The sequence below is a fragment of the Tardiphaga robiniae genome (assembly GCF_013359755.1).
GTDB lineage: Bacteria > Pseudomonadota > Alphaproteobacteria > Rhizobiales > Xanthobacteraceae > Tardiphaga > Tardiphaga robiniae.
Map to the genome: position 1 here is coordinate 32,772 of NZ_JABMCJ010000067.1, position 24,853 is coordinate 57,624.

Here is a 24,853-nt window from a genome sequence, read left to right on the forward strand (position 1 = left end):
ATGATGCGCGTCTCAGCGGCCGCGGGGGGCGCTGAACAGCCGCATGATCAGCCAGATCGGCACGACGATCACGGCGCCGAGCAGGAAGTAGCGCCAGAGGCCATTGATGGCATCGAAGCCGAGGTCATAGACCCACTGGAACAGGCGACGAATGCTGGTGACAATGTTCCACGGATCGAAGCCGATGGCGGCGAGAACGACGCCGACCAGGATCGACAGCAGGATCAGCCGGCCGAGTACCGCCAGCGGCGAACCGCCGAGGAAGCGCGCCAGGCCGTCATTGTTGGCCGGCAAGTCCCGAGTCTCATTTGGCTGCATCATGGTCTCCTGCGCGCAAATCGCGCGCTGATCATAGGTGGTCCCACGCAAATGGGGAACCCGGCTCGTTCGTCAAGTATGGACCGTCAAGGCGTCGCAGGCTCGGGCGGCGCAATTGTGGTCTCCGCCTTCAGCATGCGCTCCAGCGTCTCCAGCCGGTCGGCCTCACGTGGCGGCTTGTCCCAGCGCAGCCGGCTGATGCGGGGAAACCGCATTGCGACCCCCGACTTGTGCCGGGGCGAGCGCGCCAGCCCTTCAAAGGCAACTTCCAGCACCAGCCCCTTGTCAGGTTCGTGGGTGACGTGGCGGACCGGGCCGAACTTTTCGGTGGTGTTGCGGCGAACGAAGCGGTCGATTTGCAGCAGCTCCTCGTCGGTGAAGCCGAAATAGGCCTTGCCGACCGGTACCAGCTGGTCGCCGCTCTCGCCTGCGGTCCAGACGCCGAAGGTGTAATCCGAATAATAGGACGAGCGCTTGCCGTGGCCGCGTTGCGCATACATCAGCACCGCGTCGATGATGTGTGGGTCGCGCTTCCATTTCCACCACTGGCCTTTCGGCCGTCCCGGGAGATAAGCGGAATCGCGCCGCTTCAGCATCACGCCCTCGACGGCGTCGGCATCTTCGCCGGCTCCGGCACTGACAGGATCGGCACGCGCGGCGGTGAGGGCATCCCACGTTGCGAACGGGATCTGGTCGGACAGATCGATCCTGTCGTCGTCCAGCTCTGTGATGAATCTTTCCAGTTTGGTTCGTCGCTGTTCGAATGGCAGTTCGCGCAAATCCGTCTCGCCATCGCTGAGCAGGTCATAGGCGCGCAGATGGATGGGATATTCCTTCATCAGCTTCGGCGTCACGCTCTTCCGGTTCAGCCGTTGTTGCAGCACGTTGAATGACTGCACGCGTCCCTCGCGCAGCACCAGCAACTCGCCATCGATCGCGCCGGGCAAACGCAGCGATGGCGTCAGGTCCGGGAAGCTTCCGGTGATGTCCTCGCCGGTGCGCGAATAGAGCCGCGTGACGATCCTGTCGTCATCGCCTTTGCCGCTGATCGCCTGAATCCGGATGCCATCCCATTTCCACTCCGCGACGAAATCAGACGCGTCGAGATTGGCGAAGTCGGAATCTTCGATGGCATGTGCCAGCATCACCGGGCGGAACGGCGCCGGATCGCGATTGACCGGCTTCTCCGCGCGACCTTCGAGCCAGGCGAACAATTCGCCATAGGGCGACGCAAGGCCGGGCCAGATCAGCTCGACGTCATGCGGGTCCTTGTCGCCGAGCGCCGCGGCGGCGGTCTTGGCCAGCCGCGCCGAAACGCCAATCCGCATCGCGCCGGTGACGAGCTTCAGCAGTGCCCAGCGCCCGGTCTCGTCGAGTTCATCGAGCCAGCGGGTGAGTTGTGCGGGCAATTCGGCCTTGCCGAGCGTGCGGAGTGTGGTGACGACTTCGGTGAGTGTCGGTGGTGGCGGGTTGTTGTGCACGATGTCCTGGGCCTTCGGCCACATCAGCGCAACCGTCTCCGAGAGATCGCCGACATAGTCATAAGAGAGTTCAAACAACACCGGATCAGTTCGCGATGCGATGAGGTCGCGGATCAATCCAGCTTTCGCATGCTTGAACGACAGCGCACCTGTCAGCGCCGCTAGCGCGTAGCCACGGTCGGGATCGGACACTTCGCGGAAATAGCCCGTGATCAGCCGCAGCTTGTTGTTGCGGCGGGGTTCGTAGGTCAGGCGATCGAGCAGTTCGGCGAAGCGGTTCATGCCTCGGCGCTTTCGCCGGGCGGAAGTGTCTCTTCTTCCTCTTCGTCGCCATAGCCGACCAGCGCAAGAGGCCGCGCAGTCAGGCCTTTGCTCTGGCACCAATGCACCAGCGCGTCTTCCTGGCCATGCGTGACCCAGATTTCGCCGGCTCCAGTGGCGCCGATGGTGGCGCATAATCCATCCCAGTCCGCGTGATCTGAAATCACCAGCGGCAGTTCGACGCCGCGTTGCCGCGCACGGGCGCGCACGCGCATCCAGCCGGACGCAAAGGCGGTGACTGGATCGGGAAAGCGCCGCGTCCACACATCCGATGTGGCCGACGGCGGCGCCAGCGTGATGGTGCCGGCGAGATCGGCTTTCTTGACGCCCTTCACCGGGCGCAGTTCGCCTAGATCGATGCCGCGGCTCTGATAATAGTGTGTGATCTTCTCCATCGCGCCATGCAGATAGATCGGTGCATCGTAGCCGGCCTCACGGATCAGCTTGATGACCCGCTGCGCCTTTCCCAGCGAATAGGCGCCGACCAGATGCGCGCGCTCCGGAAACAGCGCGACCGAGGCCAGCAGTTTCTTCACTTCGTCGGCGGCATTGCCATGACGAAACACCGGAAGCCCGAACGTCGCTTCGGTGATGAACACATCGCAGGGCACCACCTCGAACGGTGTGCAGGTCGGGTCATGGGCGTCCTTGTAGTCGCCGGAGGCGACAATGCAGATATCCTTGCAGGTCACCGCCATCTGCGCGGAGCCGAGGACATGGCCGGCGGGATGGCAGGACACCGTGACGTCGCCGAGCTTTACCGTCTCGCCATAGGCAATGGCCTGCGTGCTGCCGGCGAAATTGTCGCCATAGCGCAGCCGCATCATGTCGAGAGTCTCCTGCGTCGCCAGCACATGGCCGTGACCCGGTCGCGCATGGTCGGAATGGCCGTGGGTGATCACGGCGCGCTCGACCGGTCTGACCGGGTCGATATGGAAGCCGCCCGGTTTGCAGCGAAGGCCGGCGGGAACCGGGATAAGGATGTTTTGCGGACGCATCTCGGTTATATAGGTCCGCCTCGGGTTGGTTCGAGTCATCCTGCGAACGCCCCGCCCTCCGATCGGTTCCCACCATGCCCGCGCGCTTGTTCATGTCATCCGGCGATATGAACGCCGACCGGCGTTTCGACTATGCGCGCGACCTGCAGGTACAGGGCGATCTGGTGGCGGCGGCCGATCTGTTCGAGCAGGCCACTGATTTGGCGCCGGGCTTTGCCACCGCATGGTTCGTGCTCGGGGAGGTCCGGGAGCAGCTGGGTGACACCGCTGCCGCCATTGCCGCGTTTCGCCGCGCGCAGGCCAGCGATCCCGGTGATCGCAACGGTGCTGGTTTGCGGTTGATGCGGCTCGGCGCTGACGATCTCTCGGCCATGCCGGCGACCTATGTGACGGCGCTGTTCGATCAATACGCGCCTAAGTTCGACGCCGCGCTGGTCGATACGCTCGGTTATCGCGGACCAGCGGTCCTGTTGGGCGCCGTGCGTGCCGCATGCGCTGCGACGGATAGGGCGATGCTCTTCCCCCGCGCCATCGATCTCGGTTGCGGCACCGGGCTGGCAGCCGGCGCTTTTGCCGCCTGCACCGGCGCCATCATCGGCATCGACCTGTCGCCGCGCATGATCGAGCGCGCTCATGCCACCGGGCTTTACGCCGAGCTTGAAGTGGTCGAGATCGTCGAGGGTTTGTGCCGCCGGTCAGATAGCAGTGTCGAGCTGGTCATCGCCGCCGACGTGCTGATCTATCTGCACGACCTTGCGCCGGTTTTGCGAGAAGCTACGCGCGTGCTGGTCCCAGACGGGTTGCTCGCCTTCACGGCTGAGACCCATGACGGCGACGGTGTCGCTCTCGGCGCGGGCTTGCGTTATGCGCAGAGCGAAGATCATCTGCGTGGCCTGATCGCAACTGCCGGCCTGGCGCTCATTCATCTTGAACACGTTTCGTCTCGTACGGAACGCGGCGTTGCCGCACCAGGACTGGTGGCCGTCGCGATCAAACGTCGGCTTTAACGCCGTCGGGGTCAGCTAGGGCAAGTTTGCTGGCGCGATCGAGAAACGAAGCGAAAAGACGGTCGCTTCGTTTCAAGGTCTTACAATGAAGGCCGGGCAATAACGTCTGTGAGCGCCAAGCGTCCTACCAATAAAAACCCCGGCCGTGAGGCCGGGGTTTCGCGTTTCAGCGATGTCACCAGGATCAGTACTTCGCAACGACCGGGCTGTTGAAGTGATAGTTCAGCCCGGTGCGGAAGATGTGTTCGGTGACCGCGGTCGTGACGGTCGTGGTGTTGATCAGGTTCGAGGTCGAGCCGAGATCGACATAGAGATATTCCGTCTTCGAGGTCCAGCTCGGGCCGAACAGGCCGAGCAGGGTGAAAGGCGTCTCGATGCCGGCGCCCGCGGTCCAGCCGCTCCTCGTGGTCGATGCATTGAGCTGCACGGCGCCGTCTTCGCTGGCCTTGGTCTTCACGCCGCCATAGGCGTAACCGCCGGTGGCATAGAACAGCGTCGAGCCGACCGAGTAGCCGAGGCGGCCGCGAACAGTGCCGAACCAGGGCAGCTTGGCGTCGAACGGGACGTCGCCGAGGCCAATCGCCGTCTTGTTGTCGCGCTGGCTCGAAGCCTGGATGTCGGTTTCCAGACCGTAGACCCAGTTCGCCATCTGCCAGTTGTAACCCAGCTGTAGGCCGCCATTGATGCCATCGGGAGCGAGGTTGAAGGCATTGTAGGAAGGTAAGTCGCCAAGGCCATCACCGGCTTTGGAGACCGAGGTGCGGTCGCGTCCGATGCCGGAGCCGACATTGCCGCCGAGATACCAACCGGTCCAGTTCGCGGCAGGCGCCGGCACATAGGTGCTGTTGTTGCCGCCGATGCGATAGTTCAGACCGACGCGGAACAGATTCTCGCGCAGTTCGGTGGTGGTGGTCTGCGGAAAGGTGCCGAGCACCATCACCTGGTCGGTCTTGTTGCCGAGGTTGAGATAGAGGTACTCGATCTTGCCGGTCCAGTTGCCGCCGAGAGATGCCTCGACGCCGCTGCCGACGGTCCAGCCGCCCTGGACGCGGCTCGTCGCCAGGGCAGGAAAGCCCAGGGAGGTGGAGGTAGTGGTGACGTTGCCATAGGCATAGCCGCCGGTCACATAGCTGAGCACCGGACCCGTTGCCAGACCGACGCGGCCGCGCACCGTGCCGAACCAGTCGATTTTCTGGCTGTAGGTGTCCTGCGACGCCAGCGGAAAGGCGCCGTTCTCCAGCAACGGATAGCTGTCCTTCAGCGCGCCGCCCTGGATGTCGGCTTCGACGCCGTAGACCAGCGGGCCGAACATGGAGCCGGTCTGCCAGTTGTAGCCGATCTGACCGCCACCGAATCCGCCAGCAGGCTGTAGATAGGTCGAGGTGGCTGAGCCGGGAGTGATCGGGTCGTTGTTTTGCAGCCGATCCCGGCCGACGCCGTAGCCCGCGTTCACGCCCATGTAGAAGCCGGTCCAGTCATAAACCGCTGTTACCGGCACCTTGTAGTAGGGGGCCTTCACGGCCATGTCGGCGGCTTGCGCACCGGCGGTCAGTGCGAGCAGTGCCGCGGCGGTGAGGCGAAGGGTTTTCATGATGGGATCCAGTTCAGGTTTCTGGCCGAACTATGAAGGGGTAACGGAATGCTGTCTGCAGCCGTGCGACCAGAAATTGCGGTATTTGGATATTGGGTTCCTTGTGGTTAATTTTCTCGGAACAGCGTTGTTCAGGGCGCAAACAAAAACCCCGGCCGCAAGGCCGGGGTTTTCGAAATAGCGGATGTCGCTGAGATCAGTACTTCGCAACGACCGGGCTGTTGAAGTGGTAGTTCAGGCCGGTACGGAAGATGTGCTCGGTAACCTTGCTCTCGCTGACGACGCCGGGAAGGATCGTGGTCGAAGCCGAGCCGAGGTCGACATAGAGATATTCGGTCTTCGAGGTCCAGTTCGGTCCGAACAGGCCGAGCAGCTTGAACGGGGTCTCGATGCCCGCACCAGCGGTCCAGCCGCTCTTGGTGGTCGAAGCGTTGGCAACTTCGACGCCCAGTGCGTTGATCTTGGTCTTCACGCCGCCGTAGGCGTAACCGCCGGTGGCGTAGAACAGGGTCGAACCGACCGAGTAGCCGAGGCGGCCACGAACCGTGCCGAACCAGGGCAGCTTCTGATCGTAGCTGACGAGGCCGAGAGCAACCGCAGTTTTGTTGTCGCGCTGGCTGGAAGCCTGGATGTCGGCTTCAAGACCGTAAACCCAGTTCGATGCCTGCCAATTGTAACCGATCTGGGCACCGCCGTTGATGCCGTCCGGAGAAAGGTTGAACTGCTCAGGAACCGGGGTGACGCCGGTAAGCGTGGTGCGATCACGACCGGTGCCGGAACCGATGTTGCCGCCGAGGTACCAGCCGGTCCAGTTCGCTGCAGCGACCGGGGTGTAAACGCTGTTGCCGCCGATGCGGTAGTTCAGACCGACGCGGAACAGGTTTTCACGCAGCTCGGTGTTGGTGAGCTGGGTGGGGGTAGCGAACGCATCAGAGCGGTTGCCGAGGTTCAGGTAGAGATATTCGATCTTGCCGGTCCAGTTGCCGCCGAGCGCTGCTTCCACGCCGCTGCCGATGGTCCAGCCGGTCGCCATGCGGCTGTCCGAGAACGCCGTCACGCCGCCTTCAGTGATCGTGGTCTTGACGTTGCCGTAAGCGAAACCGCCGGTGAAGTAGCTCAGGACCGGACCGGTTGCGAGACCGACGCGGCCACGAACGGTGCCGAACCAATCCGACTTCTGACCGTAGACGGTCTGCAGCGGGCCAACCACATTGGCGCCACCGCCGGTGAGGCCCGAACCCTGGATGTCGGCTTCGAGGCCGTAAACGATCGGGCCGAGCAGCGAGTCGCCCTGCCAGTTATAGCCGATCTGGCCGCCGCCGAAGCCGCCCTGCGGCGTGAGATACAGCGAGTCGCCGGTGTAGCTATGGGTGACGCGGTCGCGGCCGATGCCGACGCCGGCGTTCACGCCGATGTAGAAGCCGGTCCAGTTATAGACCGAGACGAGGGGCGCCTTGTAATAAGGGGCCTTGACGGCCAGATCGGCAGCCTGCGCGCTCACAGCGGTTCCGAGCAGCGCGGCGCTCGCAAGAAGAATACGTTTCATGGTCGACCCCAATTCAGATTTGAACCGTTAGAATAGGGGAGTCGGGCCATATTGGCTGTATCCGGACGGCCACACTGTCCGACATTGCAACCGCAGGGGCGCCGGCCAAAAAAAGCCGGTTAAATAAGCGTTTAGACGTCCGTGGCGCGATGCGTATTTCGTCACGTTTGGGTGCGCTGAGACCCTGTCGATAGCCAACCCACGGAAAACATGAGGCAACCTGTGAGGGATTGCCAACCCTGCTGCGCCCGCAGAGGATAAGGGCAAGCCCGTACAGCCGCGATCAACGCCGGGACGGGTCACAAAAACACGCCCGCACAAGCGGGTCTCAGGGAGAAAACACCAGATGCCTTCGCGCCGCAGGTCTGTCTTTAGGACGGCAACACTCGCTGCAGTTGTCTCGATTCTGGCCCATTCGGCCTCTGCGGCGGACAAGAAATACGATCCGGGTGCCAGCGATACCGAGATCAAGCTTGGCCAGACCATCCCCTATAGCGGCGCCGGTTCCCTGTATGGCGTGATCGGCCGGACACAGGCCGCCTATTTCCAGATGCTGAACGAAAAGGGCGGCATCAACGGCCGCAAGATCAATTTCATGTCGCTGGACGATGCCTATAGTGCGCCGAAGGCCGTCGAGGCCACCCGCCGGCTGGCGGAGCAGGACGAGGTGCTGGCGCTGTTCGGCTCGCTGGGCACTGCGCCGCAGTCGGCGGTGCAGAAGTTTCTCAACAGCAAGAAGATCCCGCAGCTGTTGCTCAACACCGGCGCCTCGCGCTGGAACAACCCGAAAGAGTTCAAGTGGACCACGCCGGGCCTGCCGATCTATTCGACCGAGGGCCGGATCATCGCGCGCTACCTGATGCAGGCCAAGCCGAACGCCAAGGTCGCGATCCTTTACCAGAACGACGAGTTCGGAAAGGACTTCATGAATTCGTTCAAGGAGATTCTGGCCGAAGCGGGCGGCTCCGCGAAGGTGATCGCCGAGGCGTCTTATGACCTCACCGATCCGACCATCGATTCCCAACTGATCAATCTGGCGAAATCGGGCGCCGACACTTTCTTCAACATCTCCACCGGCAAGGCGACGTCGCAGTCGATCCGCAAGGTCGCGGAGCTCGGCTGGAAGCCGCTGCATCTCCTGGTGTCGACCTCGAGCGGTCGCTCGATCATCAACGCCGCCGGCGCCGAGAATGCCAAGGGCATCGTGGCGATGACCTACACCAAGGAAGTCAGCAGCGAGAAGTGGAAGGACGATCCGGACGTGATCGCCTTCCAGGAGCTGCGCAAGAAGTATCTGCCGAATGTCGATCCCGACAACACCATCGCATTCCAGGGCTATTCGCAGGGCGTGACCATGGCGGAGATCCTGCGCCGCTGCGGCGACGATCTCACCCGTGAGAATGTCCTGAAGCATGCCACCAATCTGGAAGGCTACCGCGCACCGGTGTTCCTGCCGGGTATCACCTATGGCTTCACGCCGACCGACTACACTACCATCAAGGCGCTCTATGTGGGCACATTCAACGGCACCGACTGGGATCTGTCGGACAAGCCGGTGAGCCAGTAAGCGCGTATCTTAAAATAGCGACCATCCCCGGCGGATAGGCCGGGGATGGAGACGACCAATCGGACTCGCAAAGAGCCGTATCAAAAATCATCAGGGAGAAAACGCCATGAACAAGGGACTGTTTGCGTCTGCGGCGCGGGTCGCCGTCGTCGTGTTGCCACTGACTATGACGGCCGCTATCGCCGCCGACAAGAAATACGATCCAGGCGCCAGCGACACTGAAATCAAGATCGGACAAACCATTCCGCATAGCGGACCCGGTTCGCTCTATGGCGTGCTAGGCCGTGTCGGTGAAGCCTATTTCCAGAGCTTGAACGAGAAGGGCGGCATCAATGGCCGCAAAATCAAGTTTCTGACGATGGACGATTCCTACAGCGCACCGAAGGCGGTCGAGGCCACGCGCCGTCTGGTGGAGCAGGAGGAGGTACTTGCACTCTATGGCTCGCTCGGCACCGCGCCGCAGACGGCCGTGCACAAATATCTCAATTCCAAGGGCGTACCGCAGCTGCTGCTCAACACCGGCGCATCGAAGTGGAACGATCCGAAGAACAACAAATGGACCATGGCCGGCCTGCCACTCTATCCGACCGAGGCGCGTATTCTCGCCAAATATGCCGTCAGCGTGAATCCGAATGCGAAAGTCGGCATCCTCTATCAGAACGATGATTTCGGTCGGGATTTCCTCGGGCCGTTCAAGGATGAACTCGCGAAAGCCGGCGGCACCGCCAAGGTGATCGCCGAGGTGACCTATGACCTCACCGATCCCACGATCGACTCGCAGCTGATCAATCTCGCCAAATCCGGCGCCGATGTTTTCTATAACATCACCACCGGCAAGGCGACGTCACAGTCGATCCGCAAGGTGGTCGAGCTCGGCTGGAAGCCGCTGCAGTTGTTGTCGGCGGGCTCCACCGGCCGATCGATCCTGGAGGCGGCAGGGTTGGAGAACGCCAAGGGCATTGTCTCGATTGCCTATGGCAAGGATATCGGTTCGCCGCTTTATGCCAAGGATCCCGACATCGTGGCGTTCGAAGCGCTGCGTGCGAAGTATCTGCCGACGGTCTCCGCGGATAATTCGATCGCCTTCTTCGGCTATGGTCAGGCCGTGTCCATGGCGGAAATCCTACGCCGCTGCGGTGACGAGCTTACCCATGAGAACGTACTAAAGCAGGCCATCGGCCTGAACGGCTTCCGCGCTCCGCAAATGCTGCCGGGGGTGAGTTACAGCTATACCAATGACGCCTATGTTCCGATGGCGACGCTCTACACCCAGCGGTTTGACGGCAAGGACTGGATCATCTCCGACAAGTCGGTGACGCAATAAGACCACAGGTCTCTCCACGTCATTGCGAGCCCCGGCGAAAATTGGCGCAGCCAATTTCGTTTGGGCGAAGCAATCCAGTCTTCTCTTGCTGTTTTCTGGATTGCTTCGTCGCAAGGGCTTAGGGGAAAGTTGCACGGCAACTTTCCTTGACCTCGCAATGACGGCTGAGAGTGCCTAGTTCTAACGCGTGCCGCCCCGTAAATCCGTCGCCAAACCTGACCTGTTGCCCGATCACTTCCTGCGCTGGTTCGCCATGCGCGGCTGGTCGCCGCGCGAACATCAATTGGCGCTGCTGCAGATGGCGAGGGACGATCGCTCGGCGCTGCTGATCGCGCCGACCGGCGCCGGCAAGACACTGGCCGGGTTTCTTCCGACGCTGGTGGAACTGTCTAACCTCTCCCCGCTTGCGGGGAGAGGTCGGCTTGAGAGCGCAGCGAACAAGCCGGGTGAGGGGGAGCGCATAATTGAAACTCCCGAGTTCGCCGAAGCTCCCCCTCACCCGTCGCGGACTGCGTCCGCGCCAGCCTCTCCCCGCAAGCGGGGCGAGGGGAAAAACGCCCTCGTCTCCACCGGCCGCACCGTTCAGCGCACCGGTGGTCTGCACACACTCTACATTTCCCCGCTGAAAGCCCTTGCGGTCGACATCGCGCGCAACCTGGAAACGCCGATCGCGGAGATGCAGCTGCCGATCAAGGTCGAGACGCGCACCGGCGACACGCCGGTGTCGCGGCGTGCACGGCAGCGCCGCTATCCGCCGGATATTCTTCTGACCACGCCGGAACAACTGGCCTTGCTGTTGTCGTCCGACGACGCGCCGTTTCTGTTCTCGTCGCTGAAGCGCGTCGTGCTCGACGAGTTGCATGCGCTGGTGACGTCGAAGCGCGGCGATCTGCTGTCGCTCGGCCTTGCGCGGCTGTGGAAACTCGCACCCGAGATGCGGGCCATAGGCCTGTCGGCGACGGTCGCCGAGCCTGAATCGCTGGCACGCTTTCTGGTACCGCAGCCACCAGGCGAAAGCGTCTCGGCCGATATCGTCGTCGCCGGCGGCGCGGCCGAGCCGGTGGTCGAGATGCTCGACACCAAGGAACGGTTGCCCTGGGCCGGGCACTCGGCGCGCCATGCGCTCGGCGAAATCTACGATCTCATCAAGGCCAACAAGACGACGCTTGTCTTCGTCAATACGCGCAGCCAGGCCGAGATGCTGTTCCAGGATCTCTGGCGCATGAATGACGATGGCCTCGCCATCGCGCTGCATCACGGCTCCCTCGACGTCGCGCAGCGCCGGAAGGTCGAGGACGCGATGTCGGCCGGGAAACTACGAGGTGTGGTCTGTACCTCGTCACTCGATCTCGGCGTCGACTGGGGCGATGTCGATCTCGTCATCAATGTCGGTGCCCCCAAGGGCGCCTCGCGGCTCATGCAGCGGATCGGCCGCGCCAATCACCGGATCGACGAAGCCTCGCGCGCTGTACTGGTTCCGGCCAATCGTTTTGAAGTGCTGGAATGCCGCGTTGCCATCGATGCCGTTGCCGAAAATGCCCAGGATACTCCGCCGTTGCGGACTGGTTCGCTCGACGTGCTGGCGCAGCACGTGCTCGGCTGCGCCTGCGGCGCGCCGTTTCGCGCGGACGATCTCTATAACGAAGTGCGCTCGGCGGCGCCCTATGCCGAACTGTCGCGTGTCGATTTCGACGATACCGTGGAGTTCGTGGCGTCCGGCGGCTATGCGCTGAAAATCTACGAGCGTTTCGCCCGTATCAAGCAGGACGCCTCCGGCAAGTGGCGCGTCACCAATCCCAAGGTGCGCCAGATGTATCGCATGAATGTCGGCACCATCGTCGAGGATACGATGCTGAAGGTGCGGCTGGTGCGCGGAGACAGCGGAAAAGGCAAAAAGGGTGTCACTGGTGCGCTGGCGCGCGGGGGACGCATGCTCGGCCAGATCGAGGAGTATTTCATCGAAGGCCTTGTGGTCGGCGACACCTTTGTCTTTGGCGGGGAAGTCGTGCGCTATGAATCCCTGGTCGAGGATCAGGTCTATGTTTCGCGCGCTCATGACAAGGGCGCCAAGGTGCCGTCCTATATGGGCGGCAAGTTTCCGCTCTCGACCTATCTCGCGGAACGCGTGCGCAAGCTGCTGGACGATGAGCGCGCCTGGAAAGGCCTGCCTGATCAGGTACGCGAATGGTTGTCGCTGCAGGCCCATGTCTCGCATGTGCCCGGCGCGCGCGAACTGATGGTCGAGACTTTTCCGCGTGCCGACAAGCATTACCTCGTCTGCTATCCGTTCGAAGGCCGCCTCGCGCATCAAACATTGGGCATGCTGCTGACGCGCCGTCTTGAACGCGCCCGCGCGCGGCCGCTGGGCTTCGTTGCCAATGAATATGCGCTGGCCATATGGGGCCTCGGCGACACGTCGCACATGATCAGGCAGGGCAGGCTTGATCTCGCCGCTCTGTTCGATCCCGACATGCTCGGCGACGATCTCGAAGCCTGGCTCGCGGAATCGGCGCTGATGAAGCGCACGTTCCGCACCTGCGCGGTGATTTCGGGGCTGATCCATACGCGCTTCACCGGCGAGGAGAAATCGCGCCGTCAGGTGCTGTTCTCCACGGACCTGATCTATGACGTGTTGCGCAAGCACCAGCCCGATCACGTGCTGCTGCGTGCCGCGCGTGCCGACGCGGCGACGGGATTGCTGGACATTCGGCGATTGAGCGACATGCTGACGCGGATTCAGGGCCGCATCATTCACCGGGAACTCGACCGCGTCTCGCCGCTGGCGGTGCCGGTGATGCTGGAAATCGGCCGTGAAGCGGTATACGGCGAGGCGTCCGACGAGCTCCTGGCAGAAGCCGCCGAGGAACTCGTGAAAGAGGCGGCAGGATTCGAAGAGATGGGATCGTAAGGGTTTTGCGAATCTCGCATTCGTCTTAAAAGAGCACCATGCACGCTGAGACCATCACCGTCGATATGAGCACCGTCAGCATCGCCGGCGTCACGCTGGCTGCGGACCTGTCGGGCGCCTTGTATTGGGAAGAGCAGAAACTTCTCGTGGTGTCCGACCTGCATCTCGAAAAGGGCTCCAGCTATGCCAATCGCGGCGTGCTGCTGCCGCCCTACGATACGATCGCAACGCTCGGTCGCCTCGGTGCGGTGATCGCGCGTCACGATCCGCGCATTGTGATTGCGCTCGGCGACAGCTTCCACGACCGTGACGCCCATGAGCGGTTGTCGCCGGCCAATCGCGAGGTGCTGTCTGCATTGCAGATGCGCCGTGACTGGATCTGGATCTCAGGCAATCACGATCCTGCATTGCCGCCGGATCTCGGCGGCACCGTCGCTGAAGAAGTGGCCATCGGCCCGATCACCTTCCGTCATGAGCCGACTGGTGCTGCCGGCGAGATTGCCGGTCACTTGCATCCAAAGGCGCGCGTCAGCACGCGCGGGCGCGCCGTCGAACGTCGTTGCTTTGCGAGCGACGGCACCCGCGCGGTGATGCCGGCCTTCGGCGCCTATACGGGTGGGCTCAACATCCGCGATGCAGCATTCGCCAGGATCTTCCAGACCCTTGGCTTCGTTGCCCATGTGCTCGGCGACCGGCGCATGCACGCCATTGCTGCCTCGCGCTGTTGCTAGATCAGCGATATCCAACAGATCGTCATTCTGGCTGGATCAGGCGAACCTGTGGGATTTCCAGGATGGCAGTCTCCTTTGCGGGCTGGCTGTTGACGAGATGGTCGATAAGATCCTTCGTCGTCGAGCCACGGGTCAGCATCAGGCAGGTCGCATTGTCGGCGCGCGTTGCGTGCCAAACGCCGGCGCGCATGCAGATTCCGACGCCAGGAGACAAACGATAAGCTCGGAGGGTCGACAAATCCGGCTGCCGGTTTGCGTCACTCAAGCAAAGGACCTGAACGATCTCTTTCGTGAGAGGCACGACCGCCTGCTGGGTCAGGTGATGGACTTCGAGCTTGGAGACAAGCGGATTGTTGTCACGATACTCGACCCACAAGACCTCGGTGTTGCCTCCCGTGCCGGGATCAAAGAAGTGTTCGTGCCAGAAATCGCTCGCCGGGCTTCGAAAACCGACCGCGTCTTTTTTGAGAGGATCGGTTTTGCCGAGCACCCATCCGAAGGGTTCGAACGACGTGGGACTCAGAGCCTCGACAGTAACAGCGTCGGATGTCGGCATGGAGGGCTCCTTGGGGGCGTGTCCGAAGCATGGCTTCATGGCCCTGCAAACCGACGAGCATTAAAAGAAAGAGCGGCCTTACGCCGCCTTCGCCTGCACCGTATCGCAGAACTCGGCGAGGTGGTCGGCAAGCCGCAGCGTTGCCGGGCTCGCGTCGGGGGCGGCCATCAGCGTCACTTCAGTCTGGTCGATCGGCGCGAAGCCTTCTTTCGCCGTCAAGATGCGATGGTCGGCCTGGATAGCCATGTCGGACAGGATACTGAGGCCAAGTCCGGCGGCGACCGCAGCCTGGATGCCGGCGAGGCCGGAGCTCGTATAGGCCATGTGCCAACTGCGGCCTGCCGCCTCGATGGCATGAATCGCGCGGGTCCGGTAAAGGCAGCCGGCGGGAAAGCCGATCAACGGGACCGACCGGATGGCGGGGTCGATCGGATGCGCCTTGCTCGTGACCCAATGGATACGCTCGGGCCACACCGCGATGCCACCTTTCTCACCGGCGGCGCGCTTGAACAGTGCCAGGTCGAGTTCGCCGCGTTCGAGGTCGCGGCGCAAATACGTGCTCTGGTCGGCGCGCACGTCGAGCCGCAAGCCGGGTCGGGACCGCGAAAAATTCGCCAGCAATTCGGTCAGGCGATAAGCCGCGAAATCCTCGGGGATGCCGAGCCTGACGGCGCCTTCATTGGTCGGCCGGGCCAGTACGTCGCGGGCTTCCTCCGCCAGCGCCAGCAGCCGTCGCGCATAGGACAGGAGGCGCTCGCCGGCTTCGGTCGGGGTCACGTCCTTGCCGGTGCGGTTCAGCAGCGGCTGGCCGATATCCTCTTCCAGTCGCTTGATTTGCTGGCTGACGGTGGATTGGGTGCGGTGAACGCGCTCGCCGGCGCGGGTAAAGCCGCGGGCATCGACCACCGAGACGAAGCTGCGCAGGAGTTCGAGATCCAGCATCGGCTGTCCATTCGTTTTTCAACTGACAGCAAGTATATCATTTAATTTCCAAATGGGAAGGCGAGCGCATAGACCGGTGGCAAAGGAGATTTCCGATGTCCCTCGCGCCGTCAGTTGCGGTTCCCCGTGCCGCCTTCAATCCGCTGCCGATCTATATCGGCATCTTCTGTCTGCTCTGGAGTTTCTCCTTCGTCGCGGGGAAAATCGCTGTCACCGATTGCCCGCCGCTCATTTTGCTCGCCGCGCGGTTCTCGCTCGCTGGTGTTCTGATCCTTGGCATTTCCGCCCTGCGCCGCGGTGCCTGGTCGCTGTCCTGGCGCGATGTCGCGGCTTACGCCGTCATCGGCCTGGCCAATAACGCGCTGTATCTCGGCCTCGGTTATACCGGCCTGCAAACCATCTCCGCCGGTCTCGGTGGCCTGGTCGTCAGCGCAAACCCAGTGTTTACGGCTGTGTTCGCAGCGCTGTTGCTGAAGGAGCCGCTCACCGGACGCAAGGTCGCCGGGCTCTTGCTCGGCATCGCCGGCGTCACCTCGATCGTCTGGCACCGCATATCGGTGGGCACCGACAGCGCGCAGGGCATCGTATTCACGCTGGCATCGCTCGCATCCATCGTGACCGGGACGATCCTGTTCAAGCTGCTGGCACCGAAGGGCAGCCTGTGGCTCGGCAACGGCGTGCAGAATCTTGTGGCCGGCGTGGTGCTGATCCCGGTGGCGCTCACGTTTTCCGATATCGGCGCGATCGTGCCGAGTGCGCGATTGATCGCTTCGTTTGCATTCCTGACATTGGGCGGTTCTATCCTCGGTTATCTGCTGTGGTTTCACCTGCTGAAGACCTGCGGCGCCACCGCTGCCAGCGCCTATCACTTCCTGATGCCGCCACTCGGCATGCTGTTCGCCTGGATGGTGCTCGGCGAGCATGTCGAAAGTCGTGATCTTCTGGGGATCGTCCCGGTCGCCCTCGGTATCTATCTCGTCACCAGACCGGCCGCTTCACCAGCCCCCCTGCGACAGGAGTAGTTCATGTCTCTCACCATCACTTTGATTGGCGGACCCACCGCGCTGATTGAATTCGACGGCTTCCGGCTGCTCACCGATCCGACGTTCGATCATCCGGGCGCCTACAAGCTGCCGCATGTCACGCTGGAAAAACTCGTCGGTCCCGCGATCTCCGCCGCGCAAGTCGGCGCGGTTGATGCGGTGCTGCTCAGTCACGATCAGCACTCCGACAACCTTGATACCTCCGGGCGCGATTTCCTGCGCCACGCGCCGCGCGCACTGACAACCATTGCGGGCGCCAAGCGCCTCGGTGGGGATGTCGAGGGTCTCGCGCCATGGGACAGCACCGAACTTACAGGCAAGGATGGTCACTCGCTGACGATCACCGCGACGCCTGCGCGTCATGGCCCCGCGGGTATCGAGCCGCTGTCTGGCGACGTCATCGGATTCGTGCTGAGTTCGAACGCGCCGGGGAGCAGGCCGATCTACATTACAGGCGACACCGTCTGGTTCGATGGCGTCGCCGAGGTCGCGCGGCGTTTTCCGGCCGGCGTGGTGCTGCCCTTCGCCGGCGCGGCGCAGACCCGCGGGCCATTCCACCTCACCATGGACACCAACGACACCATCGAGACGGCGCGCGCATTTCCCGATGCGACGATTGTGCCGGTGCACACCGACGGATGGGCGCATTTCAAACAGAGCGCCGGCGACCTGCGCGCATCCTTCGACACGCTCGGCTTCGGTGCCCGTCTGCGTATCCTCGAACCGGGTGTGCGGACCTTGATCTAGCCCATTGCCAGTCTCTGCTTCGGAACGTTAGCTGCGACGGCACGTTGCCGAGCGGTGAGATGGCAGGGATCAGATGTCGGACCAGTCCAGCGAGAAGAAGCCTGATGATCAGGAGGGAGAAACTGCTGGTCCGAAAGGTTTTCTGAAACGGCTTGGTCCTGGTCTGATCACCGGCGCTTCCGACGACGATCCGTCCGGCATCGGCACCTATAGCCAGGCCGGGGCGCAGCTCGGCTACGGCATCGGCTGGACCATGCTGTTGACCTTTCCGCTGATGGTCGCAATCCAGGAAATTTCCGGACGCGTCGGCAGCGTGACCGGTCGTGGCATTTCCGGAAATGTCTGCCGGCACTATCCGGCATCGCTGCTGCACCTCATCGTGTCGCTGCTGTTCATCGCTAACACGATCAACATCGCGGCCGATCTCGGCGCCATGGCCGATGCCACCAAACTGCTCGTTGGCGGTCATGGCATCGTCTATGTCGTTCTGTTCGGCGCGCTCTCGGTAGGCGCGCAAATCTTCTTTGACTACAAGCGCTATGTTTCGGTGCTGAAATGGCTGACGCTCTGCCTGTTTTCCTATGTCGCCGCGCTTGCGGTGGTGAAGGTCGACTGGAGCGCGGCTCTCACAGGCATCCTGCTGCCGCAAATCACCTGGAGTGGCTCGTATCTCACCACCATAGTCGCCATTCTCGGGACGACGATTTCGCCATATCTGTTCTTCTGGCAGGCCTCGCAGGAGGCGGAGGACGAACGTATCGATCCCGCCAAAGCTCCGTTGATCGAGAGGCCGATTGGTGCCGCGATGGAGTTTTCGCGCATTCGGGCCGACACGATCGTCGGCATGGCATTTTCGAACCTGATCGCGCTGTCGATCATCATCACGGCTGCGGCCACGCTCAATGCCTCCGGCAAGACGGATATCGAGACCTCGGCGCAGGCGGCTGAAGCCTTGCGTCCGATCGCCGGAGTATTCGCAGAGTGGATATTTGCGCTGGGCATCGTCGGCACGGGTCTGCTGGCGATCCCGGTGCTCGCAGGCTCAACTGCTTATGCTGTCGGCGAGGGCCAGCGCTGGCTGGTCGGACTCGATCGCAAGCCGCGCGAGGCCGTGGCGTTCTACTCGGTTCTGGCACTGTCCGCGGCGATCGGGATCGCGCTGAATTTCACCTCGATCAACCCGATCTCGGCGCTGTACTGGAGCGCGGTCATCAACGGCGTGCTCGCCGTGCCGGTGATGGTGCTGCTGATGGTGATGTCGCGCCGCAAGGATGTGATGGGCGATTTTGTGATCAAGGGGCCGTTGCACTGGCTCGGTTGGCTGTCGACTGCAGCAATGGCCATCAGTGTGGTGGCGATGGGCGTAGGTGTCTTCCTGTAGGATGGGTTTCGCTGCGCTCTACCCATCCTACGGTCTGTGAGCTTTCAATCCCGCCTGAACACGATCGACGCGGCCCAGCCGGACATTAGCGCCATCGCGGCGGTGAGCAGCCCGTAGATGAAACCGTGATTGCGCGCGGCATTGGCGACGAACTGCTCGAAGCCGATCTTGACGATATCGAACGCTGTCTCTGCTTTCGAGATCAGCGCACCGTCGGCGAACAATTTGATCTCGACATCATAGGTTCCGATGGGGACTTCGGCGGGCAGCGGAATGCTGGTTCGGAACAGCGTCGGTGTCAGGAATGTCACCGCTGAGGTCTCCTCGCGATACAGTCCGTGTTCCTTGCGCAGTCGCACAAAGGCGCTGCGGAACGGGTCTGTGGCCACGACGTCCGCATAGTCGGTGCCGACGCGCTGGGTCAGCAGGACGTTATTGATTCCGAGCTGCTGGCGGCGCTGTACGTCGGCAGGCGCTATGGCGTCCATAGGACGGTTGGAAAACACGGCGAGATAGGACGGCACCTGCAGGAATTGGCGCGAATCCGTGTTGATCCAGATGCCGAAGCGGCGCTCCTTGCGCCGGGTCATGAGGTCGGTGCGCGGTCCGTTGACGGTGACGACGAGATTGTAGTTGTTGCGGCCGGGCGGTGTCTTGTCGTCTTTCTCGACAGCGCCGAACAGCACCAGTTCCTCGCCGGCATAATTCGGCGTCACGGTCACGCGATGGTTCGATACCGAAACGATCAGTTGTTCGGCGCGGGCCGGAGCGAGCATTCCGATGCCGAGTGCGGCGATGATCGGGAGCGCGCGTATCATGGAGCGACGCCTCCGGTATCGCGGATCGTGAACAGATCCGTGGGGCGAACGACCAGTTCCACCGCGAAGCGGACGCCGACCGCCAGGATCAGCAGGCCCAGCAGCAGGCGCAAATGCTCGCCGCGAATCTTCTGCCCGGCGCGGGCGCCGAATTGTGCGCCGGTGACGCCGCCGACCATCAGGATGAGGGCCAGCACCGCATCGACCAGATGATTGGTGACGGCGTGCAGCAATGTCGCGATCACCATGGTGACCAGCGTCAGCACCATAGATGTGCCGATGACCGTCGAAGTCGGAATGCGCAGCCAGTAGATCAGGATCGGGATCAGGATAAAGCTGCCGCCGATGCCCATCACGGCGCCGATGAAGCCGATCAGGAGACCGACGGCGATCACCGGGATCACCGAGAGATAGATCTTGGAGCGCTTGAACCGCATCTTGAGCGGCAGGCCGTGAACCCAGCTATGGCTGCCGGACCGGCGCAAGTTCACGGGATCACCGCGCCGGATGCGCAGCAGCGCGCGCAGGCCCTCCCAGAACATCAAGCTGCCGACGGCGGTGAGCAGGATCACATAGGACAGCGAGATGGTGAGGTCGAGCTGGCCGAGATTGCGCAGCTGCGTGAATGCCCACACGCCGAGCGCCGTGCCGACCACGCCGCCGGTCAGAAGGACACTCGCAAGCGCGGGATCGATGGCGCGGCGTCGCCAGTAGGACAGCGCACCGGAGAAAGACGAGGCTGCAATGTGGCTCGCGACCGACGCGACCGATACTGCGGGGGCGATGCCGACGAAAATCAGCAGCGGTGTCATCAGGAAGCCGCCGCCGATCCCGAACATGCCGGAGACGAAGCCGACTGCAGCGCCCATCGCCAGGATGAGCAACACATTGATCGGAATGTCGGCGATCGGGAGATACAGTTGCACGCGCGTTCGCTTCGGAATTCTGGCCCTGAGTTGGGCCGAAACCGCTCATGGCGTGGTTCTGGAGGCGGCGCGGATTGCGAGCCGCGTCCTCGTCTTAGACGATATCGTCCGTTGATGGGATTAAAGAATTCGGTAAAGGCGCGGTTTTCCGCCTCTACCGATGATGCACCTTTCAAGGTGGTAAATTTTGTTGGGCCAGGCGCAGGCCGGGGGTATCACGACTTCCTGGCCGGATCGGTGACGAGGTTCATGGCGGCGGCCTCGCTGGTGCCGAGCCAGCGGATTTTCTCGGTGGCTGACATCGCCTCGACGACCGACGAGGCGACGCCCATCTTGGTCATGTAGCTCAGCACATAGCCCATGGTGCGCTGCGCGGACGCAACAGGATCCGCCCCCGGCTTGGGCGAGACGAAGCGGTGAACGCCCAGCTTTGAGCCCTCGACGCCGATGCGGGCCTTGCCGCCGGCATAGGTCATCACGCAGGCGCTGGCGCAGTAGGACGGTTTGATGCGGCCCGCCGAATCCACCGTGCCCACCGCCGTAGTCAGCCCGCGTGCACGGATGATCTCGCCCATGATGATGGCTTGGCCGACATTTCCGCCCGGAGACGACAGCAATACGGTATCGCCGGGCGCGAGTTTGGCTTCATCGAGCTTTTCGCGAAACCAGCTCGCAGTGGCCGGGCCGATCTCGCCCGTGATCGCCAGCGCTGGACGGCCGCGGCCCGAATTGTCCGGATCGAGACTTCCGACCTCCGAAGACGACATGCTCGGCGAGACATAGAGGTCTTTCCAATAGGCCCAGGCCTCGGGTTTGGAGAGCTCCTGATAGGCCTGCGCACCGATGCCGCCGAATATCACGACCGCGAGTGCGACCGAGGGCCAGTTGAACCATTTGCTGTGCGGTGGCTCGGGCAGCGGGGGCTGCGGTGGGGCAGACGGCTCGGGGGGACGTGCGGCCCAGGGGTTGACCGTAGGGATCCCCGATGGACGTTCCGCGCCCCCCGATGTGTCGTCATTCCGAAAAGACAAATCAATTTCCTCGTCGTTCAGTCCGGCCCGGCGCGCACTTCACGGCGCCAAATTTGCTGAAGGTTTGTTGAGGAAATAAGACCGCCGGTTCGATCCGGCGGCCAGAAAAATCTGCCTTAGCGCGCAGCTCGCTTGCCCATCGATGCTTTCGCCCCGACCTGTGCCGGCGTGGCATCCCAACCGCCCGCGGGAGTGGCCACGTTAATGGCGTCTTCGGGCTGGCCTTCCGGCGCGAAGGTCTGGACCGCCAGCCTGGCCGCGGCCAGCGACTGCGGATCGAGACGCTTGGCAATGTCATCGCGCTTGCGGCCGGCATCGACGTCGCCCTGGGAGGCGGCGAGGCTGAACCACTTGAAGCTCTCGGCGAGGTTCTGTTCGACGCCGATGCCGCGGGCATAGAGGATGCCGAGATTGAACTGGCTGTCGGCGACGCCGCGATCGGCGGCCTTGCGGAACCAGTACGACGCGCTCTTGTAGTTGGCGCCCTTGGTGCCGCCGTCGGCATCGAGCACGGCGAGATTGTGCATCGCCTTGGCGTTACCACGGTCGGCGGCGAGCACGTAATAGCGGCGGGCGACGTCTAGATCCTTCTTCGCGCCGAGGCCCTTCTCGAACAGCGCGCCCAGGCGGAACATCGCCGGCACGACATTGGCCTGCGCCGCGCGGTCATACCACTTGGCGGCTTCGTCGTAGTTCTGCGCTACGCCCTTGCCCTCGGCATAACGGACGCCGATTTCGAACGCGGCAGAGGCGTCGCCCTTGAGCGCCGCGTTGCGCAGCGCGGTGCTGCCGATGGTCTCGGGCAGGCGCTCGCCGGCAGGGATCGAGGCTGTGGTGATCTTCTGGCCGCTCGACGGCAGCACCGGCCCGGCGGCACTGGCTTGCGGCGCGGCAATGCTGCCGGTGACGTCGGGCGACACATATGGCACGGGCGCAGCCTGCGGCACCGGCTGCGGCGCGGGCTCGACGGCGGCGGGCGGCGGTGCGATCAGCGATTGCTTGCCGATCGGGGTGGGCGATGTCATCGACGGCGCGGCCGGCACGGGAGCTGCGGGCTTGGTCAGGACCTCGGCCGGCTCGGGCGCGTTCAGCTGCAGCGGCGGTGCCGAGTGAATATTCTCGGCCACCGGCGCCGGCGAGCCGCTGTCCAGCAGCGTCATCGCCATCTTGAACGAGCCGAGCACGATCACGACCACGCTGGCACCGACCAGCAGCGAGCGGATCTTCGAGCCGATTGTGGAGGATGACTTTTCGCTATCCGCGAGCTGCGGCCCGGGTCTGGTGGCCTTCGATTTGTCGGCCCTGGATTTGTCAGACCTCGATTTGTCGTTGCCGGTTGCGGCTGCAGCCTGTGCGGCGCGGCGTGCGGCAGCAATGAAACTCGACGCGGTGGCCTGTTCGGGGGCATCGACGGCGATTTCGCTGATCGCGTCTTCCGACGCGGCGATGCGTTCGGATGGCGATGCGCCGCGGCCCTGCGGACGCGTGCCGGGTTCGAGCGGATGATCTGGTGGCAGCGCCGGGTCAACCATCGGGCGCGGCGACGCACGCTCAGCAGCGGATGCAGACTGCGCGACTGGCTTTGGCGCGGGCGGAGGATCGAGAATGTCGCTGATCGCCTTCGGCATCGGGAAGGCCGATGCCGGTTCGTGCGAGATCGCAGTTGCCGCGAAGTCGCGCGGCGCGGCATCGAAGTGAACCTGCGGCGGACGCACCTCGACCTGCGACGGCGCAGCCTGTGGCTTCACCGGATTGGGCATCTGCGGGCGCGTCGGAGCAGGCACCGAAACATCTGGTGCAGTCGCGGGGCGCGAGGTCGGAGCGGGTGTTGCAACGGGCGCGGATTGCTTGGCAGGCGCGGCGCTGACCGCGCGCAGATCGCCCTCGATCCTTGCGAGGCGATCGACCACATGGCCGAGCGTGGAGTGTACGACCTCAAGCGAATCCTGCGTGTGGCGGTCGGTTTCCGACTGGCTGAAGCGCATGTCGGAGAGTTCGCGCTTGATCGTGTCGACCAGGCCGGGATCGATCGATGACGCCTTGCTGCGGGGATTGTCCAGCGCGGCGAACAGCGACTGCTGGCGTTCGAGATGGCGCAGGATGTCCTGCAGCCCGTCCTCGACACGGCCGAGATTGTTGCCGCGCGTATCGGTGATGCTCTCCATCCGCTCGAGCAGATAGGAGACACGCTGTTCGAGATGCGCGAAGGCCGACGACGAGTCATTGCCCACCGGCATATGGTCGAGACGCTCGGACAGCGTCCGCAATGCGGTTTCCAGATGATCCGAGCTGGCCATGACAGCCGGGCGCTCGCGATTTTCCAGCGCTGCCGTCAACGTCATGATGCGCGCCTCGAGCGCGGCAAATGAATCGCTGTTGTCGGCGCGTGCGAGCTGATCGACCTTCGACGACAGCGTCTGCAGGTCGTCGCTGAGACGGCCGAGTGCTTCGTTGGAGGCGACGTTGGACACGATGGCGCGCAGCGCCGTGATCGCGCCTTGCAGCTGTTCCATGGTGCCGGGATCGTTGCTCGAGCGCACGATCAAGTCGATCTTGCCGCCGAGATTGCGGATCGCCTCGTCGAAGCCGGCGAGCTGTTCGGCCGGGGTCAGCGTGGTCAGCGTCTTGTGGATGTCGGCCAGTGCGCGTTCGAGATTGGCCAGTACGTCGCCGTCGATGCCGCTATGGCGGTTGTCGTCGATGCGGCGGCCGAGTTCACGGATCTCGTTCTCGATTGATTCAATCGCGCGACGCGGCATCGCTTCGGTGATGACGTTGCGGATCTCGGCGAGTTCGCCGCGGAAGGCCGCGATCGACTGCTCGATATTATTGTCCGGGCGCTGCAGCGCATCGATCTTTGTGGTGATCTGGAACAGCTGCCGCTCCAGGCCGGACATATCCGGCATGAAGCTCTGCGGCGGCGCGGCAGGCTGCGCATAAGGCGGCTGCACGAAGGACGGTGCAATGGGCGGCGTATTGCGCGGGGCCATGCGCGGCGTGCCGTCGAGTTCGCCCTGACGGGCCGCGATCTCGGCGATGGCGAAGTCCAGCGAAAACGGATCGATCGGCGATGAGGCGCTATAGACCTGATTGGCGGCGCGCTCGACCATATCGATGCGCGGCTGTTGCGGCGGCGCGGGGCGATATGTGGGCTCGCTGATCTGCGACAGGCGCGCATCGAGCCGTGAAATCGCATCATTGAGCTGGCGCGCGACGCCGGGCTCGCTGCTGCGTTGTGCAGGCTTCGAGAATAGTTCGATCTGCCGGGCAATGGCGTCGAGCCGCTCGTGGATTTCGACGACATCGGCAGCGTCGCGCTGCGGCAGCGCTGCGCGCGGGGTAAGGGGGCGTTCCTGGTCGCGCGGGCGTGCGTTGGGGGAGTTATAGCGCGGGGGAGCTTCGCCGATGGTCGAGTTCAGCCAGTCGCCCAGCGACATGCCGGCACGGCGCGCCGCAGCTTCGGCCCGCTCGCGAACCGATGGCTCAATCCCGTCAACACTCCACGATACGCGCGAATTCATGCTTTGGTCCGGTTCCGAGCTTGACGCCCACCAGCGCCTGCAGCCTCCCCCGCGCGTCCCATTGTGAAGACAATCGTAACGTGCGCGGGTCATCTG

At 63.2% G+C, this 24,853-nt stretch carries 19 protein-coding genes; 8 read left to right on the forward strand and 11 right to left on the reverse strand.

The window, feature by feature from the left end:
• Nucleotides 1–12: 12 nt before the first annotated feature.
• The 3 genes from HP556_RS03275 to HP556_RS03285 all read right to left on the reverse strand — a co-directional run bounded on the left by HP556_RS03275 (nucleotide 13) and on the right by HP556_RS03285 (nucleotide 3,118).
• Entirely contained in the window at nucleotides 13–318 is a 306-nt protein-coding gene (locus HP556_RS03275; RefSeq protein ID WP_068737958.1) for a DUF6460 domain-containing protein, read from the reverse strand.
• 86 nt (nucleotides 319–404) lie between these two features.
• Nucleotides 405–2,081, reverse strand: coding sequence for an ATP-dependent DNA ligase (locus HP556_RS03280; protein ID WP_175365903.1), 1,677 nt, complete (start codon nucleotides 2,079–2,081; stop codon nucleotides 405–407).
• Nucleotides 2,078–3,118: a ligase-associated DNA damage response exonuclease gene (locus tag HP556_RS03285; RefSeq protein WP_175365904.1), complete on the reverse strand. Its 1,041-nt coding sequence runs from the start codon at nucleotides 3,116–3,118 to the stop codon at nucleotides 2,078–2,080. The genes HP556_RS03280 and HP556_RS03285 overlap by 4 nt, the downstream gene beginning before the upstream one ends.
• 74 nt (nucleotides 3,119–3,192) lie before the next feature.
• On the opposite strand from HP556_RS03285, the gene HP556_RS03290 reads away from it, so the two are divergent.
• The gene (locus HP556_RS03290) at nucleotides 3,193–4,125 is read left to right on the forward strand and encodes a class I SAM-dependent DNA methyltransferase (RefSeq protein WP_175365905.1); all 933 of its coding nucleotides are present in this window, start codon (nucleotides 3,193–3,195) and stop codon (nucleotides 4,123–4,125) included.
• Nucleotides 4,126–4,309: 184 nt separating this feature from the next.
• On the opposite strand, the gene HP556_RS03295 is transcribed toward HP556_RS03290, so the two are convergent.
• Both HP556_RS03295 and HP556_RS03300 read right to left on the reverse strand, forming a co-directional pair.
• On the reverse strand, nucleotides 4,310–5,716 hold the full coding sequence (locus tag HP556_RS03295) for an outer membrane protein (protein ID WP_175365906.1): 1,407 nt from the start codon (nucleotides 5,714–5,716) through the stop codon (nucleotides 4,310–4,312).
• 196 nt (nucleotides 5,717–5,912) lie between these two features.
• Nucleotides 5,913–7,262 carry an outer membrane protein gene (locus tag HP556_RS03300; RefSeq protein WP_175365907.1) on the reverse strand — a complete coding sequence of 450 codons (1,350 nt, stop codon included), beginning with the start codon at nucleotides 7,260–7,262 and terminating at the stop codon, nucleotides 5,913–5,915.
• A gap of 346 nt (nucleotides 7,263–7,608) precedes the next feature.
• Between HP556_RS03300 and HP556_RS03305 the strand changes: the two genes are divergently transcribed.
• From HP556_RS03305 to pdeM, 4 genes are all read left to right on the forward strand, one after another.
• A complete protein-coding gene (locus HP556_RS03305; protein ID WP_175365908.1) occupies nucleotides 7,609–8,829 on the forward strand; it encodes an ABC transporter substrate-binding protein in 1,221 nt (406 codons plus the stop codon).
• Nucleotides 8,830–8,995: 166 nt separating this feature from the next.
• Nucleotides 8,996–10,153 (forward strand): ABC transporter substrate-binding protein, encoded by a 1,158-nt coding sequence (locus HP556_RS03310; RefSeq protein ID WP_246297372.1) that lies wholly within the window; start codon nucleotides 8,996–8,998, stop codon nucleotides 10,151–10,153.
• A 187-nt stretch (nucleotides 10,154–10,340) separates the two neighbouring features.
• Nucleotides 10,341–13,061, forward strand: a complete 2,721-nt coding sequence (locus tag HP556_RS03315; RefSeq protein WP_420878640.1) for a ligase-associated DNA damage response DEXH box helicase — start codon at nucleotides 10,341–10,343, stop codon at nucleotides 13,059–13,061.
• A gap of 38 nt (nucleotides 13,062–13,099) precedes the next feature.
• A complete protein-coding gene (gene pdeM / locus HP556_RS03320; protein WP_120288144.1) occupies nucleotides 13,100–13,792 on the forward strand; it encodes a ligase-associated DNA damage response endonuclease PdeM in 693 nt (230 codons plus the stop codon).
• Nucleotides 13,793–13,814: 22 nt separating this feature from the next.
• On the opposite strand, the gene HP556_RS03325 is transcribed toward pdeM, so the two are convergent.
• Complete coding sequence (locus HP556_RS03325; protein ID WP_175365910.1) at nucleotides 13,815–14,348, reverse strand: ureidoglycolate lyase; 534 nt, start codon at nucleotides 14,346–14,348, stop codon at nucleotides 13,815–13,817.
• 78 nt (nucleotides 14,349–14,426) lie between these two features.
• Nucleotides 14,427–15,290, reverse strand: coding sequence for a LysR substrate-binding domain-containing protein (locus HP556_RS03330; RefSeq protein ID WP_116664696.1), 864 nt, complete (start codon nucleotides 15,288–15,290; stop codon nucleotides 14,427–14,429).
• Between the two features lie 95 nt (nucleotides 15,291–15,385).
• Here HP556_RS03330 and HP556_RS03335 point away from each other — a divergent pair, with 95 nt between their 5' ends.
• The 3 genes from HP556_RS03335 (at nucleotide 15,386) to HP556_RS03345 (ending at nucleotide 18,461) form a co-directional block, all read left to right on the forward strand.
• Complete coding sequence (locus HP556_RS03335; RefSeq protein WP_175365911.1) at nucleotides 15,386–16,312, forward strand: DMT family transporter; 927 nt, start codon at nucleotides 15,386–15,388, stop codon at nucleotides 16,310–16,312.
• 3 nt (nucleotides 16,313–16,315) lie between these two features.
• A complete protein-coding gene (locus tag HP556_RS03340; RefSeq protein WP_175365912.1) occupies nucleotides 16,316–17,080 on the forward strand; it encodes an MBL fold metallo-hydrolase in 765 nt (254 codons plus the stop codon).
• Nucleotides 17,081–17,153: 73 nt separating this feature from the next.
• Nucleotides 17,154–18,461, forward strand: a complete 1,308-nt coding sequence (locus HP556_RS03345) for an NRAMP family divalent metal transporter (protein WP_175365913.1) — start codon at nucleotides 17,154–17,156, stop codon at nucleotides 18,459–18,461.
• 44 nt (nucleotides 18,462–18,505) lie between these two features.
• Here HP556_RS03345 and HP556_RS03350 read toward each other — a convergent pair whose 3' ends face one another.
• From HP556_RS03350 to HP556_RS03365, 4 genes are all read right to left on the reverse strand, one after another.
• The gene (locus HP556_RS03350; RefSeq protein WP_175365914.1) at nucleotides 18,506–19,279 is read right to left on the reverse strand and encodes a TIGR02186 family protein; all 774 of its coding nucleotides are present in this window, start codon (nucleotides 19,277–19,279) and stop codon (nucleotides 18,506–18,508) included.
• On the reverse strand, nucleotides 19,276–20,205 hold the full coding sequence (locus tag HP556_RS03355; protein WP_175365915.1) for a sulfite exporter TauE/SafE family protein: 930 nt from the start codon (nucleotides 20,203–20,205) through the stop codon (nucleotides 19,276–19,278). The genes HP556_RS03350 and HP556_RS03355 overlap by 4 nt, the downstream gene beginning before the upstream one ends.
• A gap of 215 nt (nucleotides 20,206–20,420) precedes the next feature.
• Complete coding sequence (locus HP556_RS03360; protein ID WP_210269049.1) at nucleotides 20,421–21,236, reverse strand: COG3904 family protein; 816 nt, start codon at nucleotides 21,234–21,236, stop codon at nucleotides 20,421–20,423.
• A gap of 116 nt (nucleotides 21,237–21,352) precedes the next feature.
• The gene (locus HP556_RS03365) at nucleotides 21,353–24,757 is read right to left on the reverse strand and encodes a tetratricopeptide repeat protein (protein WP_175365916.1); all 3,405 of its coding nucleotides are present in this window, start codon (nucleotides 24,755–24,757) and stop codon (nucleotides 21,353–21,355) included.
• Nucleotides 24,758–24,853: the final 96 nt, after the last annotated feature.